General features: G+C 62.6%; 15 protein-coding genes. 7 read left to right on the forward strand and 8 right to left on the reverse strand.

Going from position 1 to position 14,791, the window contains the following annotated elements; genetic code table 11:
* Nucleotides 1-46: 46 nt before the first annotated feature.
* Nucleotides 47-523, reverse strand: a complete 477-nt coding sequence (locus tag E5X34_RS22970; RefSeq protein ID WP_126081712.1) for an Lrp/AsnC family transcriptional regulator — start codon at nucleotides 521-523, stop codon at nucleotides 47-49.
* A 231-nt stretch (nucleotides 524-754) separates the two neighbouring features.
* Between E5X34_RS22970 and trxB the strand changes: the two genes are divergently transcribed.
* On the forward strand, nucleotides 755-1,729 hold the full coding sequence (trxB, locus tag E5X34_RS22975; RefSeq protein WP_292569265.1) for a thioredoxin-disulfide reductase: 975 nt from the start codon (nucleotides 755-757) through the stop codon (nucleotides 1,727-1,729).
* A gap of 72 nt (nucleotides 1,730-1,801) precedes the next feature.
* Nucleotides 1,802-2,698, forward strand: coding sequence for a LysR family transcriptional regulator (locus E5X34_RS22980; protein WP_042646207.1), 897 nt, complete (start codon nucleotides 1,802-1,804; stop codon nucleotides 2,696-2,698).
* Between the two features lie 150 nt (nucleotides 2,699-2,848).
* Here the strand turns inward: E5X34_RS22980 and E5X34_RS22985 are convergent, their stop codons facing one another.
* From E5X34_RS22985 to E5X34_RS22995, 3 genes are all read right to left on the reverse strand, one after another.
* Nucleotides 2,849-3,346 carry an isoprenylcysteine carboxylmethyltransferase family protein gene (locus tag E5X34_RS22985; RefSeq protein ID WP_292569268.1) on the reverse strand — a complete coding sequence of 166 codons (498 nt, stop codon included), beginning with the start codon at nucleotides 3,344-3,346 and terminating at the stop codon, nucleotides 2,849-2,851.
* Nucleotides 3,347-4,027: 681 nt separating this feature from the next.
* A complete protein-coding gene (locus E5X34_RS22990) occupies nucleotides 4,028-6,076 on the reverse strand; it encodes an elongation factor G (RefSeq protein ID WP_292569271.1) in 2,049 nt (682 codons plus the stop codon).
* Nucleotides 6,077-6,300: 224 nt separating this feature from the next.
* Entirely contained in the window at nucleotides 6,301-7,830 is a 1,530-nt protein-coding gene (locus tag E5X34_RS22995; RefSeq protein ID WP_292569274.1) for an EAL domain-containing protein, read from the reverse strand.
* Between the two features lie 307 nt (nucleotides 7,831-8,137).
* On the opposite strand from E5X34_RS22995, the gene E5X34_RS23000 reads away from it, so the two are divergent.
* The gene (locus E5X34_RS23000; protein ID WP_292569277.1) at nucleotides 8,138-8,533 is read left to right on the forward strand and encodes a cupin domain-containing protein; all 396 of its coding nucleotides are present in this window, start codon (nucleotides 8,138-8,140) and stop codon (nucleotides 8,531-8,533) included.
* Nucleotides 8,534-8,598: 65 nt separating this feature from the next.
* Here the strand turns inward: E5X34_RS23000 and E5X34_RS23005 are convergent, their stop codons facing one another.
* The gene (locus E5X34_RS23005) at nucleotides 8,599-9,801 is read right to left on the reverse strand and encodes a pyridoxal phosphate-dependent aminotransferase (RefSeq protein ID WP_292569280.1); all 1,203 of its coding nucleotides are present in this window, start codon (nucleotides 9,799-9,801) and stop codon (nucleotides 8,599-8,601) included.
* 219 nt (nucleotides 9,802-10,020) lie between these two features.
* Between E5X34_RS23005 and E5X34_RS23010 the strand changes: the two genes are divergently transcribed.
* The 3 genes from E5X34_RS23010 to E5X34_RS23020 all read left to right on the forward strand — a co-directional run bounded on the left by E5X34_RS23010 (nucleotide 10,021) and on the right by E5X34_RS23020 (nucleotide 12,491).
* Complete coding sequence (locus tag E5X34_RS23010; RefSeq protein WP_292569283.1) at nucleotides 10,021-10,911, forward strand: EAL domain-containing protein; 891 nt, start codon at nucleotides 10,021-10,023, stop codon at nucleotides 10,909-10,911.
* Nucleotides 10,908-11,768, forward strand: a complete 861-nt coding sequence (locus tag E5X34_RS23015; RefSeq protein WP_292569286.1) for an EAL domain-containing protein — start codon at nucleotides 10,908-10,910, stop codon at nucleotides 11,766-11,768. The genes E5X34_RS23010 and E5X34_RS23015 overlap by 4 nt, the downstream gene beginning before the upstream one ends.
* Nucleotides 11,769-11,882: 114 nt before the next feature.
* Nucleotides 11,883-12,491: a glutathione S-transferase family protein gene (locus tag E5X34_RS23020; RefSeq protein WP_292569290.1), complete on the forward strand. Its 609-nt coding sequence runs from the start codon at nucleotides 11,883-11,885 to the stop codon at nucleotides 12,489-12,491.
* 297 nt (nucleotides 12,492-12,788) lie between these two features.
* Here the strand turns inward: E5X34_RS23020 and E5X34_RS23030 are convergent, their stop codons facing one another.
* Both E5X34_RS23030 and E5X34_RS23035 read right to left on the reverse strand, forming a co-directional pair.
* Entirely contained in the window at nucleotides 12,789-12,989 is a 201-nt protein-coding gene (locus tag E5X34_RS23030; RefSeq protein WP_292569296.1) for a hypothetical protein, read from the reverse strand.
* Nucleotides 12,990-13,316: 327 nt separating this feature from the next.
* Entirely contained in the window at nucleotides 13,317-13,529 is a 213-nt protein-coding gene (locus E5X34_RS23035; protein ID WP_027168154.1) for a cold-shock protein, read from the reverse strand.
* Nucleotides 13,530-13,808: 279 nt separating this feature from the next.
* On the opposite strand from E5X34_RS23035, the gene E5X34_RS23040 reads away from it, so the two are divergent.
* Nucleotides 13,809-14,138, forward strand: coding sequence for a hypothetical protein (locus E5X34_RS23040; RefSeq protein WP_292569299.1), 330 nt, complete (start codon nucleotides 13,809-13,811; stop codon nucleotides 14,136-14,138).
* A 28-nt stretch (nucleotides 14,139-14,166) separates the two neighbouring features.
* On the opposite strand, the gene E5X34_RS23045 is transcribed toward E5X34_RS23040, so the two are convergent.
* Nucleotides 14,167-14,736, reverse strand: coding sequence for a methylated-DNA--[protein]-cysteine S-methyltransferase (locus tag E5X34_RS23045; RefSeq protein WP_292569302.1), 570 nt, complete (start codon nucleotides 14,734-14,736; stop codon nucleotides 14,167-14,169).
* Between the last annotated feature and the right edge of the window lie 55 nt (nucleotides 14,737-14,791).

Genomic DNA, 14,791 nt, shown 5'->3' on the forward strand with positions numbered 1-14,791 from the left:
AGTTAAGCCTGTTGTTTCTGCAGCGGAATTTCCGGAAGCCGGCACATCAAGTTTGAAAGGCCACCAGCCCCTCATCCTTGACGCGGCGGATGGTCAAGGCGGTGCGCACCGTGTCCACATTCGGGGCCGAAGCCAGTTCCTCGATGACGAAGGTCTGGAAGGTGCCGAGGTCGCTTGCCACGCAGTGCAGCAGGAAATCGGATTCGCCCGAGACCATCCAGGCGTCGCGCACGATCGGCCAGCCGCGCGTGCGTTCGGCGAAGGTCTTCAGCTCGGCATCGGCCTGATGATGCAGGCCGATCAGGCAGAAGGCGACGACATCCATGCCGAGCGCCGGCGCGTTGAGGAGCGCGCGGTAACCGCGGATGATGCCGGCTTCTTCCAGCCGTCTGACGCGGCGCAGGCAAGGCGGCGCCGAGATGCCGACCCGGCTCGACAACTCGACATTGGTCATGCGCCCGTCGCTCTGCAATTCGCGCAGGATCTTCCAGTCGATGGCGTCGAGATCGGCTTTCAGCGGCATGGCGGTCTCAGCTTTGCGCAAGAATCTTTCGCGAATTTGTAATTAAACGACTTTTGTGTCCGCGCCAGCCCCTCATCGACGCGATTTTTAGAGGAACGAAAGCTGCGATTTTGCGAATATCCGGCTGACGGCAGCTTTCCGGGGACGACGGTCCGTTCGTCTTGCTGCCATGGTTGGCAACCCTTACATTAACCTCGACAAAACCACGGCCGCGCGCCGCAGGGGACTTTCATGAACACCAAACATGCGCCCGTTCTCATCATCGGTTCCGGCCCGGCCGGCTACACGGCGGCGATCTATGCCGCCCGCGCCATGCTGAAGCCGATGCTGGTCGCCGGCCTGCAGCAGGGCGGCCAATTGATGATCACCACCGACGTCGAGAATTATCCGGGCTTCGCCGATCCGATCCAGGGACCCTGGCTGATGAGCCAGATGCTGGCGCAGGCCGAGCATGTCGGCACCGATATCATCAACGACATCATTACCGAGGTCGACCTCAATGTGCGGCCGTTCCGCGCCACCGGTGATTCCGGCACGGTCTACACGGCCGACGCGCTGATCATCGCCACCGGCGCGCAGGCCAAGTGGCTGGGCATCCCGTCGGAGCAGGCCTTCATGGGCTTCGGCGTTTCGGCCTGCGCCACCTGCGACGGCTTCTTCTATCGCGGCAAGGACGTCGCGGTGGTGGGCGGCGGCAATTCCGCTGTCGAGGAAGCGCTCTATCTGTCGAACCTCGCCAAAAGCGTCACCGTCATCCATAGGCGCAGCGATTTCCGCGCCGAGCGCATCCTGCGCGAGCGGCTGCTGGCGAAGGACAATGTCCGCGTCATCTGGGACACGGTGGTGGACGAGATCACCGGACGTCCAGGCAAGGCGCCGTTGCCGCCTTCCGTCGAAGGCCTGACGCTGCGCAACGTAGTGACCGGCCAGGAATCGAAGCTGCCGGTCGACGGCGTGTTCGTCGCGATCGGCCATGCGCCGGCGGTCGAGCTGTTCGTCGGCAAGCTGAAGCAGAAGCCGAACGGCTATCTGTGGACGGCACCCGATTCGACCCGCACCGACGTGCCTGGCGTGTTCGCGGCCGGCGATGTCACCGACGATGTCTACCGCCAAGCGGTGACGGCTGCGGGGCTTGGCTGCATGGCGGCGCTCGAGGCCGAAAAATATCTGGCGGGCATCGAGGTTCACCGCGAAGCGGCGGAGTGACAACTCGGCTGAAAAAAGCCGTTTAAAAGCCTGATTTTTCATTCAGACGCCAAATGCAACGCGAGGGGAATCATGGCGCTGGACTGGGACAAGCTACGCGTATTTCACGCAGCGGCGGAGGCTGGGTCGTTCACCCATGCCGCCGAGACGCTGCATCTGTCGCAATCGGCTATATCGCGGCAGGTCAGCGCGCTGGAGCATGATGTCGGCGTCGCGCTGTTCCATCGTCATGCGCGTGGCCTGGTGCTGACCGAGCAAGGCGAGATGCTGTTCCGCACGGCGCATGACGTGCTGATGAAGCTGGAAACCATCAAGACCCGGCTGACCGAGACCAAGGACCGGCCGTCGGGCGTGCTCCGCGTGACGACCACGGTGGGACTGGGCGCCGGCTGGCTGACCGAGCGCGTGCAGGAATTCATCGAACTCTATCCCGAGATCAGCCTGCAGCTGATCCTGGCCAATGAGGAGCTAGACCTCACCATGCGCCAGGCCGATTGCGCGATCCGGCTGCGCCAGCCGCAGCAACCCGACCTTATCCAGCGGCGACTGTTCACAGTGCATTTCCACCTCTACGCGGCGCCGTCCTATATCGCCAAGTTCGGCAGGCCGGCCTCGATCGCGGAGCTCAGGAACCATCGCATTGTCACCTTCGGCGTGCCGGTGCCTTCGCATCTGTCGGAGCTGAACTGGCTGGAGACAGTCGGCGATTTCGAGGGCGCGCAGCGGGTGCCGACGCTGCAGATCAACGACATCCTGTCGATCAAGCGGGCGGTGCAGGGCGGCGCGGGCATCGCCATGCTGCCGGACTATGTGATCAACAAGGACTCGAACCTGGTGCAGCTGCTGCCGGAGACCGAAGTGCCGTCCTTCGACACCTATTTCGCCTATCCCGACGCGATGAAGAACCAGGCGAAGCTGCACGTTTTTCGCGATTTTGTCATCGCGAAGGCGCGTAGCTGGTCTTATTAGGGTGCGCCGATATTCAGGTGAGGCCGGCCTGCAAATGGCGGCTTCCTGCGCTTCCGGTGCTCACGTACTTCAAGTACGCTCCGCTCCGGTTCTCGGAAACCACCATTTCGACTCGGCCTGACCTGAATCTCGGCGCACCCTCAGCGCGGTTTATCCGCGCCATGGCGTCAGCCGAGGCAGCCAGCCGGGCACGGCGCGGCGATAGGCCTCGTATTCTTCGCCATAGCGGCTGGCGAGCGTCGGCTCTTCATAGAGCTTGACGAAGGAGATCATCGCCGCCGCGGCGATGAGGCCGTAGACCAGGACCGTCCAGCTCGAAAAGATCAGTGCCTGGCCGAGGAGGATCGCCAGCACGGCCACGTACATCGGGTTGCGGACATGGCGGTAGATGCCGCCCACGACCAATTTCTCCGTCGGCGCCACAGGGGAGGGCGTGCCCAGCCCTTCGAGGGCAAAACGAGCGAAGGCGTGCAGCAGGATCGCAGCTGCCACGATCACGAGAATACAGCCCGCGGCCACGACGCCCGGCACAGTCGCCAGAGGTTTGCGATAATGGTCGTTCAGCAGCCAGGGCATCAGTCCGGCGACAACGCCCGGCGCGACCACAAAGAACAGGGCGCTGCCGGCGATTGCTGAAAAAGTCCGCATCATCGATCCCCTGCCGCAAAAATAATCTCGGCATGCCGAAATCGGCATCATTTGCCGAGTCGCCTATATTTCGGAGCAAAATCGGCTTGATTTGGCATTTAAGCAGTCGCTTTAGATCAGGAAACGGCTTGAAATCCGCGATTTTCCTGGTCCTATGGCTTTCTGGAATAGGTTGGACCACAGCCTGCGTCTTTTTGCATGCGTGTGTTGCAAAATAGATGCTTGTTTCTTGGGCATGATGAGCACATATGTAGCCACATCTCTGGGGCGCGTTCTCCTCCCATTAGCGCCCTCGAGTGTTCCCCTCTGGAGGTTAGCCCTAATCGGCACTTCCAATCAAACTCAGCCGGATCTTTATTGATCCGGCTTTTTTGTTGCCCGCATGCCTTCGAGCCGGCAAAAACACGACCGAATCCGACACGTAACAGTGACATGTAACATCGGGTAACATGTCGCAGACGCAGTCTATGGTTTAACCAGAGCATAGGACGCGGTTGGTCGGTTCGAGAGATGGGGGCATCACTCGAAATGGCCGGGCTCAGGCAGCTACCGCGTCCGAACCATTTTTCCGGATGCGGCGGACCAGCCGTTGCCTCCCAGGAATACGGTCCGCAATAGAACGGCGTCCGGATCATCCGGACGCCGTTTGCATATCTCCAACAGTCAGGCAGGCCGACCTGTTCAGGCGGCCTTGCCATTCGCGTTCATCGCCTCGTCGGCGAGCCTGCCGGTGAGCTCGGCCATATGGTCGAAAGCGGCCTTGTAGCTGGCGACGCCGGCGGTCGCCGAGCGCAGCTCGATGATCAAGTCACCGATTTCGGCCTGCGGCATTGTCGCTTCGACAACGTCCCAGCCTGGCCAGTCCGGCCGCGCGTCATAGCCGAGGATCTGGCCGCGCCGCTGCGGGATCAGCGCGATGATCTTCGAGGTCGCGTCGGAAGGCGTGACGATCTCGACCTTCATGATCGGCTCCAGCAGGACCGGCGAGCAGGCGGCCATGCCTTCCTTCATCGCCAGCTTGGCCGCCATCTGGAAGGCCATGTCCGAGGAGTCGACCGCATGGTAGGAGCCGTCCGACAGGTTGACGGCGACGTCGACGACCGGGAAGCCGAGCGGGCCGGTCTTCAGATAGTCGCGAATGCCGGTCTCGACCGACTGGATGTATGTCTTCGGCACCACGCCGCCGGTGATGGTGTCGGAGAACTGGAAGCCGGAGCCGCGCGGCAGCGGCTTGATCTCGATCACCACGTCGCCGAACTGGCCGTGGCCGCCGGACTGCTTCTTGTGGCGGCCGCGCTGCTGCGCCGATTTGCGGATCGTCTCGCGGTAGGGCACCGCCGGGGCATGGCCCTCGATCGGAATCTGGTTCTTGCCCTCAAGGCGCTCGCGCACCACGCGCAGATGCATCTCGCCGTGGCCCGACAGCACGGTCTCGGCCGAATCCTGATTGTGACGCAGGCTGAGCGAAGGGTCCTCCTCGGCCAGCCGCTGGATCGCGGCCGACATCTTGACCTCGTCCTTGCGCTCCTTGGGGCGAAGCGCGAAGGCGAAGACGGGCTGTGGCGGCTCGAGCGTGACCAGTGGCCGGATACCGCCCTTGGCCGAACTCAACGTCTGGCCGGTCTTGACGTTGTCGAGCTTGCCGAGCGCGACGGTGTCGCCCGCCTTGGCCGATGTCTGCTTGATCTGGTCCTTGCCGAGCATCCTGTAGATGCCGGAGACCTTCGTCGTGTCACCGTTGGACAGGAAAAGCTCGGCGGCGTCGACCAGTTGGCCTGAAAGCACGCGCGATACCGAAAGCTTGCCGCCATGCGCCGTGTGGATGGTCTTCATCACCTGCACCACCGTCTGGCTTTCCGGCGCGCCGAGGCGCTTCCTCGTCGCCTCGACGTCCGGCGCGTCGTGGCGAATTGCTTTCAACAGGCGCAGCACGCCATTGCCCTTTTCTGCCGTGCCGATCAGCACCGGCGTCACCGCGCCGGCGCGCAGGTCAGCCGAGAGATCGTCGAAGATCGCGTCCTTCGGCGGCTCGATCTCCTCCAGCAATTGCTCCATCAGGTGATCGTCGTGATCGGCTAATGTCTCCAGCATGGAGAAACGCGCTTCCAGCTCGCGCGCCTTGTCGTCGTTCGGGATCTCGGCGACCTGGCTTTCGGCATATTCGCGATAGATGTAGGCGCGTTCCAGCGCCAGATCGATCGAGCCGATGACGATGCCGTCCTTGCGCACCGGAATCTGGCGTAAGAGCAGCGGCACCGAACTTGCCGGCTGCAGCATCTTCAGCGTCTCGCGCACGCCCGCAATCGCCTTGTCGACCTTGTTCAGAAACAGGATGCGCGGAATGGCGAGATCGTCGAGCTTGCGCATGATCAGCTGCAGCGCCGGGATCTTCTTCTCGTCGGCCTCGGCGACGACGACCGCAAGGTCGCAAGCGGCAAGCACGGGTTCGGCCTCGAAGGCGAATTCGATGGAGCCGGGGCAATCGACGAAGGTGATCTGCTCGCCCATGAAATCGGTGGTGGCGAAGGTCGCCTCGACGCTCATGGCGTGGGCGCGGGCTTCGGGCGAATGATCGGAGACGGTGTTGCCCGATGAAACGGATGACTGGCGGGGAATGGCGCCCGTGCGGGCGAGGATTGCTTCGAGAAGTGTCGTCTTACCGCTTGCAAAGGGACCGACTATGGCGATGCATTTCGGTCCCGTGCGTCGTCCTCCGGCGCGAGTACCCATGGCTGACCTCCACTCAGGCGTTTCCCAAGAGAGCGATCAGCAAAAGTGGAAACCGGTTTTTGCTCCGATCGCACCCTGTGCAGAGCGGCGGCCGGCCTGTTCGGCCGTCGCGGGCGGGGTTTATTCACCCCTTCCCAAGGCCATCGTCACACGGGTTCGCCGGGAGGGCAAGAGAAATAGGATTTTCGCCGGCTTGGGTTTGTCAGGCCGCCATTTGTTGTTCGTCAGGCCGTGAGGGCGAGCGGCTTGCGGCCGGCGACACACAAGGCGCTTGCCTTGTCGCGTGGTGCCGGCTTGCCGAAGAAATAGCCCTGGAAGCGGCTGCAGCCGGCCGCTCGGGCGAGGGTGAATTCCTGCTCGGTCTCGACGCCTTCCGCGACGATGGCGATCTCCTGGATGCGGGCGATCTGGGCAAGCGCCGAGACGAAGATCTGCGCCACCTGGTCATGGGCGAGGCTGCGGATATAGGAGCGGTCGATCTTGACGCTGTCGATGGGCAGCGACTTCAGATAGTTGAAACCGCAATGTCCAGTGCCGAAGTCGTCGAGCGCGATGTGGAAGCCGAGGCCGCGCAGCGCCTCCAGGCGCCTCAGCACCTCCGGCGTCGCGGCTGTCGCCACCGTCTCGGTGATCTCGATGATGAATTGCGAGGCGGACCGGCCGGTTTCGCGCAGGATCCTGTCGCACATCGTCACGATCTCATCGCGCTTCAGCTGCTCGCCGGAGACGTTGATCGAGATGCGCCGCTCGGGAAAATGCCCGATATCGGCACAGGCGCGCTTGAAGACCCATTCGCCGATCATGTCGATCAGCGTCGAGCGCTCGGCGATCGGGATGAATTCCGCCGGCGAGATCAAGCCGCGCACGGGATGGCGCCAGCGGATCAATCCCTCCAGCGCGTCGACCGAGCCGTCGGGATCGACGATCGGCTGGTAATGCAGTTCCAGCTCGCCGAGATAGATCGCGGCGCGCAGCTCGCGTTCCACCAGCCGGCGATAGCGCTTGTCCGACAGCATCTCCTCGTCGAAGACGGTAACGCGGCCGCGGCCGCCTGCCTTGCTTTCGTAGAGCGCAAGGTCGGCCAGCAGCATCAACTCAGCGCCGTTCGAAGCATGCAGCGGCGCAAGCGCCACACCCACCGAGATCGACAGCGGAATGATCTTGCCTTCATGTCTTTTGCCGGCCCGCATCGCATCGAGCAGCCGGCGCACGTCCTTGTTGATGACGGCGACGTCGCCATGTGGAACCATGACGCCGAACTCGTCGCCGCCGAGCCGGCCGATGACGCCGTCCTCGAAGATGCGTTGCGCTTCCGCGACCAGATGCGCCAGCGCCAGGTCGCCGAACTGATGGCCGAACGTGTCGTTGAGCTGCTTGAAATGATCGAGGTCGATCAGAAGCAGGCTTGCCTGGCGACGGTTGCGCAAACCGCCCAGCCGGTCGCGCAGGGCTTCGATGAAATAGCGCCGGGTCATGGCGCCGGTCATGGCATCGACGGTGAGAAAGCGGTGCTTCTCGGCTTCGGCATCCTCCGCCGATTGCAGGCGCTGGACGACGCTCGAGCGCATATACATCAAGACCAGAAGCGCCAACAGGGTCGATGCCGCCGACATCGTCAGCGCGCCGGCGCGGGAAGCGTTCTCCGTCAGCTCGAAAGCCGCGAGCCCGGTGGAGGCGATGCTCATCACGAGCAGAGCCTGGATGCCGCGATAGATACGGCCGCTATGATCCTTGATTGTCGCCAAGATACTCATGTCCGCGCCCCCACAGCACGCGCCATGGCTAGAACCTCAGCCGTTAACAAACGCTGAGCGCGGCGATCGTCTTGACCTGTTCTCTGGCGGATGGATCGAGGCGGCGATTTTATGGTTAAAAAGCAATGATTTATGACGGTATTCAGACATTCTAAAATAGAAAATGCTGGTGGCTGAGCGCGCTACCGGAGCTGCCGCGCCGGCAACTTCCCAAAGCCGTTGCAATGGCCTGTCCGCAGGAGGAGACTGCTCCACGAGAGGCCGAGCGCGGCCCCTTGTACGACCAACGAGTTCGAGGATCTGAACGATGAAGATCATTGCGTGCGGCAGCGTGCCGACGATCATCGCGCCGGAGGCCTATTTCACCGGGCGGGTGCTGCAGACGCCGATCATCGAGAAAGAAGCGCCGGCGCGGCTGCGGGCGACGCTGGTCAGTTTCGAGCCCGGCGCGCGCACTTACTGGCACACGCATCCGCTTGGGCAGACACTCTATGTCACGGCCGGCGCCGGACTTGCCCAGACCTGGGGCGAGCCGATCCAGACGATCAGGGCAGGGGACGTCATCTCCTTCGCGCCGGGCGAGAAGCACTGGCACGGCGCCGGATGGAAAACCGCCATGACCCATATCGCCATGCAGGAGGCGATGGACGGCGTCCATGCGGAGTGGCTGGAAGCGGTGACACCGGAGCAGTATGGCGGCTGAGACAAGCCTCTGACAAAAAACCCGGCGTGACGCCGGCTTCTTCGCGTTCGGAGCTTCTCGGCCGTTCAGGTCAGGGACGCGGTGAAGCGCTGGATGCGCGTGCAGGCTTCCTCCAGCAAGGTTTCCGAGGTCGCGTAGGAGATGCGGAAATTCGGACCGAGGCCGAAGGCCGAGCCGAACACCACCGCCACACCTTCGGCGTCGAGCAGTTCCGAGCAGAAGGCTTCGTCGGTGTCGATCACCTTGCCGGACTTCGTCTTCTTGCCGATCAGCTCAGCGCAAGACGGATAGACGTAGAAGGCGCCTTCGGGCGAGGGGCAGGAGATGCCGCGCGCCTGGTTGAGCATCGAGACGACGAGGTCGCGCCGGCCCTGGAAGATCGCCTTGTTCTTCGCGATGAAATCCTGTGGGCCGTTGAGCGCCTCGACGGAAGCCCATTGCGCGATGGTGCAGGCACCCGAGGTCTGCTGGCCCTGGATCATGTCCATCGCCTTGATCAGCGGCACCGGGCCGGCGGCGTAGCCGATGCGCCAGCCGGTCATGGCATAGGCTTTCGACACGCCGTTCATCGTCAGCGTCCGCTCGTAAAGATTCGGCTCGACCTCGGCGATGGTCCTGAAGACGAAGTCGCCATAGGTCAGATGCTCATACATGTCGTCGGTCAGCGTCCAGACATGCGGATGCTTGAGCAGAACATCGGCCAGCGCCCGCAGTTCGGCCTCCGTGTAGGCGGCGCCCGACGGGTTGGACGGCGAATTCATCAGCAGCCATTTGGTCTTCGGCGTGATCGCCTTTTCCAGCACCTCGGCCGTGAGCTTGAAGCCGTTGTCGATCGAGGTGTCGGCGAACACCGACGTGCCGCCGCAGATCGCCACCATTTCGGGGTAGCTCACCCAGTAAGGGCGGGGAATGATGACCTCGTCGCCGGGGTTCAGCGTCGCCATGAAGGCGTTGAACAGGATCTGCTTGCCGCCGGTGCCGACGATGGTCTGCTCCGGCCGGTAATCGAGATTGTTCTCGCGCTTGAATTTCTTCGCGATTGCCTCGCGCAGCGGCACGATGCCCGACACCGGCGGGTACTTGGTCTCGCCACGGCGGATCGCCTCGATCGCCGCGTTCTTGATGTTGTCTGGCGTATCGAAGTCCGGCTCGCCGGCGCCGAGGCCGATCACGTCACGGCCGGCATTTTTCAGCTCGCGCGCTTTCTGCGTCACCGCGATGGTCGCGGAAGGCTTAACGCGGGAAAGGGCGTCGGCGAGAAAGGCCATGACAAAAAGTCTCCTAGGAAAGGCGGCCAGGAGCGGCCGCGGCGCCTCTCATGTCGTATCATGGCGCGGAGCGCAAGCATTGTGCGATGAGCCAGAGGTCAACGAGGCGTGACCAAAGTCAGCCTGCGTGAGCGGCAACGCTAAATTCATCAACGGCCGGTAAACCCTTGGCTGCCAGGATCGCAGATCGGATTGCGCCAATTCGCGGAGCGAGAAACCTTGTCGCGCAGCATCGGGCTTGCCCACATCATCCGTCATGATGACGGCACCTCGACCGGTGTCTGGGGCATCTATACGCTGCAGAGCGCGTTCCAGCCGATCTTCGCCTTCAAGGAGGGCAAACTTTCGGTCGCCGCCTTCGAGGGGCTGATCCGGCCGTTCCGCGACGGCGAGCCGCAGTCGCCGTCGGCGTTCTTCGGCACCTGCCCGGCGGCCGACCGGCTGCATATCGAGGCGCTGACGCGCACGCTGCATCTTCTGAACGCCGGTGCCTGCCTGCCGCAGGAGGCGTCCATCTTCATCAATTTCGACCCGTCGGTCTTCACTGATCGCGGCATTGCCGACAAGGCATTGCGCGATATGCGGCTGGTGCTGCACGAAGCCGGCATCGATCCGCGCCGCATCGTCTGCGAGGTTACCGAGCAGAAGTCGGCCTCGCAGGAAGCACTCTACGATTTTGTCGAGGCGCTGAGGGCCAATGGCTTCCGCATCGCGGTGGACGACTACGGCGCCGATGAATCCGACATCCATCGGATCCAGGAACTGAAGCCCGACATCGTCAAGTTCGATGCGCAGTGGATCACGCATCTGATGGAGTCCGGCGCCGGCTTCGCTTTGCTGACGGCGATGGTGCAGGGCTTCGAAACCCAGGGTATCCGCACCGTCTTCGAAGGTATCGAGGAAGGCTGGCAACTGGAGCTTGCCGAGAAGTCCGGCGCCTCCATGGTGCAAGGCTATGTGCTTGCCCGGCCCGAACTTGCTCCCACCAGCTTTCGCGTCTTCGTGCAGCCTCCGGCTGAAGAGAGCACGGTGTCGGCTGCCGCAAGCCCTGCGGCTCCGGCGAAGCGGTCGCGGCGGGCAAGGGTATTCGGGCGCAAGGTCGCGCCATGAACGAAAGGCAGGAGAGGAGGCGCAATGTCGCCGAGGCGATCTTCGCCGACGAGATCGGCCTTCAGTTCGGCATTTACGGCGAATTCCGGCTGTGGAGCGCCTATCAGCCGATCTTCGCGCCGGAGGACAGGATGCTCAGGCCGGTCGCCGTCGAGGGGCTGATCGAGCCGCGCCGCATCGCCGAGCCGGTGGCTCCGTCGAACTTCTTCGGCGGCGTTCCCGCATCCGACCGGCTGTTTGTCGAAACGATGTGCCGGATGCTGCATCTCCGCAATTACCGCAACATCGGCCTCGAGGGGCTCACGCTGTTCTTCAACTACAATCCGATGGTCAACGATCATCTCGGGCGGGCGCTGGCCGAAATCCGGCTGATGACCAGGCATCTCGGCGATTTCGAGCTGGAGCCGGGCCTGCTGGTCTGCGAGATCACCGAACAGGCGGCGGACGATCACGTTCTTGCCAGCCTGGTTCGTGAAATGCGGCGCGATGGCATCCGTATCGCCATCGACGATTTCGGCACCGGACATTCCACCGAAGCGCGCATCAATCTGCTGGCGCCCGAGATCGTCAAGATCGACGGCGCCTGGTTCGGCGCGCTCTGCCGCCACGCCGCCGCCGAGCGCTTCTTCCGGCCATTGGTGGGTATGCTGCAGGAGCGGGGCGCCAAAGTCCTGGTCGAGGGCATCGAGAACGCCCAGCACTTGCGCGTCGCGCTCGAGGGTGGCGCCGACCTGCTGCAGGGTTTCCATCTCGCCCGCCCGGCGCTCGCAGGCACGATCTTCAAGGAAGAGCCGCTTTCCGTCGACGCCCTGCTCGACGCCGGCAACAAGGTTGTGCCCCTGCACCAGCAACGCTGATGCTCAGGAAGACCTATCAGCGGCGCTGATGGTTTTTCGTAAAAACAAATCACTGGATGCGACCTAGCCGCGCGCGTTAGAGCGTTCCCACGAGACTCGGAGAGGGCAAGAGGCATGATCCTTTACGACATGGCCGACAGCGGCAATTGCTACAAGCCGCGGCTGTTGATGGCGAAGCTCGGCATCCCCTTCACCCGGGTCGAGGTGAGCTCGCATACCGGTGAGACGCGCAGACCCGACTACGTCGCCAAGAATCCGAACGCGATGGTGCCGATGCTGGAGCTCGACGACGGCAGGCGCATCGCCGAGAGCAACGCCATCCTGCTTTATCTCGCCGAGGGAACGCGCTTCCTGCCGGCCGACAAATACGAACGCGCGCTGGCTTACCAATGGCTGTTCTTCGAACAATACAGCCACGAGCCCTATATCGCGGTGCGCAAGGCGCTTTTGACCTTTCCGGAACGGGCGAAGGACGCCACGCCGGAGCGGCTGGCGCTAACGCTGGAGCGCGGCAACAAGGCGCTGGGCGTCATGAACCGGCATCTGGAGCAGAACGCATTCTTCGCGGGCAATTCCTATAGCGTCGCCGACATCGCGCTGTATGCCTACACACACACCGCCGAGAAGGGCGGCTTCCAGATCGAGGCCTATCGGGCGGTCGCCGCCTGGCTGAAGCGGGTCGAGGCGGACAAGGGACATGTGCCGATCGAGTGGGTAGGGTAATTCTTTCTTACGCTGTGATCATCTTGCGGCTATTCAATGCCGAACGCTATTTAATGAGACGATCGTATTCGGCATGGTTTCCGATCCAGATCCAGTGGAACCCATCGGCGCCTTCCAGGGCCAAGGCCCGGTAATTGTCGTCTATTCTCGCCGACCAGAGTTCTCCCACCTTTTTGAAATGCAGAGACGGGTGTCGGGGATTAGTCTTCATTAACGCAAAGCTCTTGTCGGCTACGCGACGAATAGATTTCGGCAGAGAGTTGTATTTTGTCCAAAAGCTCGCTGTAGCGCGGTGCCTCACAGGTCGCGCAACTTACCGGCAGCTATCTCGGCGCGGGCTTCGGCTAGCAATTTGTCCAGCCGTCCCGCCTTCACGTCGGCCTCGATTTGCTTATCCCACAAATCAGCCTGCAGCGCCTCGAACCAGGCGGCAAAGGCCTTCAGCTCTTCGGGGCTGAGTTCTGCGACGGATTTTTCGATCTGTTCAAGCTTAGTCATGCGTCGATAGTACCACTGTTGGGCTAAAATGGTACTACCAGTGGGACCAATTCAACCCAGACGGCAATCCACCGGAATCCAGACAACAAAAAGGCGGGCATTGCCCGCCTTCCTATGCCGGTAGCCTGATCGGGAGCGTCCGGTCCGGGCTGGCAGCTATCTGCTGTTCCAGCTTGTCGGTCTTTCCGCTCCGGCGCGCTTATCGCGCGACCGTCAGTACATCCGTGACTTGCCGCGCGCCCCGAACCTTCGTCCGGCGCGCGCCTTACTTACTCGCATTTCGCGGCGCTTGGCGGTTAAGCCACGCTGCAAAATGCTTAAGCCAAATCAGGCTGCCTTGCTCAGAGACCCAGCGGCGGACTTGCCGGTACGGCGGTCCTGCTCGATCTCGAAGTTGATTTTCTGGCCTTCAGCCAGGCTCGTCATGCCAGCGCGCTCGACAGCGGAGATGTGGACGAAAACGTCCGCGCCGCCATTGTCAGGCTGGATGAAGCCGTAGCCCTTGGTGGCGTTGAACCACTTGACCGTACCAGTTGCCATATAGAATGCCCTTCACATTTGCTTTTGTTTGACCGGACAATGTCCGGCCGGCGGTATCGAAACTTTGGAGATAGACGTCAGCAAACGCGAAGATCGCGGCCCGATCGATCGGCCAAATTCAATGCCTCGGATATAGGATAGTTTTTGCAAGAAAACAAGACGTTCGCTTGCGCGCTGCCGGCGTGCAGCCTCAGGCGTTTGGAAGCGGCGCACGGAAGTTTTGACACCGGTCACACGTTGTGGAGAGATGAAATGCTCGCCGTTCCAGGGAGGAGAACCATGAAAGCCATTCTGCTTGCCGCCTGCTTCCTGCTGCTGGCCGCCGAGGCGCAGGCGGTGTCGCGCTATGATCCGACGCGCATGAGCTGCGACCGGGTGCAGGCGACGATCGCCAGACAGGGCGCCGTCATTCTGCGCTATCAGTCGACGCGGGTGCCGGGGCTGCCGCTTTATGATCGCTATGTGCGCGACGAGCGCTTCTGCAACGCGGGCGAGGTGAGGTCGCGCGCCTATGTGCCGAGCGCCGATACCAGGTCCTGCATGGTCTATGTCTGCAAGCGGCCGGACTTCGATCGGCGTTTCCGCCGCCGGTTCCTGCACAACGACTGAGAGCGGGTGAAGGGCCGGGTAGCGCCCTTCAGAACCCGAACGAGGCCTGCGCGGCCGGCGGCGGGCCGACGCGAACGCCTTCCATGGCCAGCATCTTTTCCTTGGTGGCCGAGCCGCCCGGCGCGGAGAAGCCGCCGATCTTGCCGCCGGCCGCCAGGATGCGGTGGCAGGGAATGACCAGCGGCACCGGATTGGCGCCGAGCGCTGCTCCTGTTTCGCGCGGAAGCCCGGCATGACCGGCACGCTTGGCCAGCTCGCCATAGGTGGTGGTCTCGCCAAAGCGGAGCTTGCGCGCTGCGTCATAGATGGCCAGGCGGAAATCGTCGACGCCTTCGAGGTCGACCGGCACGCCGGAGAAGTCGACGTCCTCGCCGGCAGCGTAAGCCTTGATCGAGGCGATCAGCTCGACCACCCATTGCGGCTGGTCGGTTGAGCTCGAGACGCCTTGGTGACGAAACAGCCGGCGCTCGATCGCCTCGCGGCTGCGCTCGGGCAGGCAGAGCCGGATCAGGCCCTTCTCGCTCCAGGCGATGCCCATGAAGCCGATCACTGTTTCTAACACTGCGTGGCCGGCCGTGATCTCAGATGCGGGTTTCATGGCGTTTTCCTTCGGCAAAACAGTGAAATACGAGTACATATCCAGAACAATATGG

It is taken from the genome of Mesorhizobium sp. (assembly GCF_004963255.1).
Lineage (GTDB): Bacteria > Pseudomonadota > Alphaproteobacteria > Rhizobiales > Rhizobiaceae > Mesorhizobium.

Excerpts from the sequence above, each read along its gene's own strand:
- E5X34_RS22970 (WP_126081712.1), bottom strand. The coding sequence starts at position 523 with ATGCCGCTGAAAGCCGATCTCGACGCCATCGACTGGAAGATCCTGCGC.
- trxB (WP_292569265.1), top strand. The coding sequence starts at position 755 with ATGAACACCAAACATGCGCCCGTTCTCATCATCGGTTCCGGCCCGGCC.
- E5X34_RS22980 (WP_042646207.1), top strand. The coding sequence starts at position 1,802 with ATGGCGCTGGACTGGGACAAGCTACGCGTATTTCACGCAGCGGCGGAG.
- E5X34_RS22985 (WP_292569268.1), bottom strand. The coding sequence starts at position 3,346 with ATGCGGACTTTTTCAGCAATCGCCGGCAGCGCCCTGTTCTTTGTGGTC.
- E5X34_RS22990 (WP_292569271.1), bottom strand. The coding sequence starts at position 6,076 with ATGGGTACTCGCGCCGGAGGACGACGCACGGGACCGAAATGCATCGCC.
- E5X34_RS22995 (WP_292569274.1), bottom strand. The coding sequence starts at position 7,830 with ATGAGTATCTTGGCGACAATCAAGGATCATAGCGGCCGTATCTATCGC.
- E5X34_RS23000 (WP_292569277.1), top strand. The coding sequence starts at position 8,138 with ATGAAGATCATTGCGTGCGGCAGCGTGCCGACGATCATCGCGCCGGAG.
- E5X34_RS23005 (WP_292569280.1), bottom strand. The coding sequence starts at position 9,801 with ATGGCCTTTCTCGCCGACGCCCTTTCCCGCGTTAAGCCTTCCGCGACC.
- E5X34_RS23015 (WP_292569286.1), top strand. The coding sequence starts at position 10,908 with ATGAACGAAAGGCAGGAGAGGAGGCGCAATGTCGCCGAGGCGATCTTC.
- E5X34_RS23020 (WP_292569290.1), top strand. The coding sequence starts at position 11,883 with ATGATCCTTTACGACATGGCCGACAGCGGCAATTGCTACAAGCCGCGG.
- E5X34_RS23030 (WP_292569296.1), bottom strand. The coding sequence starts at position 12,989 with ATGACTAAGCTTGAACAGATCGAAAAATCCGTCGCAGAACTCAGCCCC.
- E5X34_RS23035 (WP_027168154.1), bottom strand. The coding sequence starts at position 13,529 with ATGGCAACTGGTACGGTCAAGTGGTTCAACGCCACCAAGGGCTACGGC.
- E5X34_RS23040 (WP_292569299.1), top strand. The coding sequence starts at position 13,809 with ATGAAAGCCATTCTGCTTGCCGCCTGCTTCCTGCTGCTGGCCGCCGAG.
- E5X34_RS23045 (WP_292569302.1), bottom strand. The coding sequence starts at position 14,736 with ATGAAACCCGCATCTGAGATCACGGCCGGCCACGCAGTGTTAGAAACA.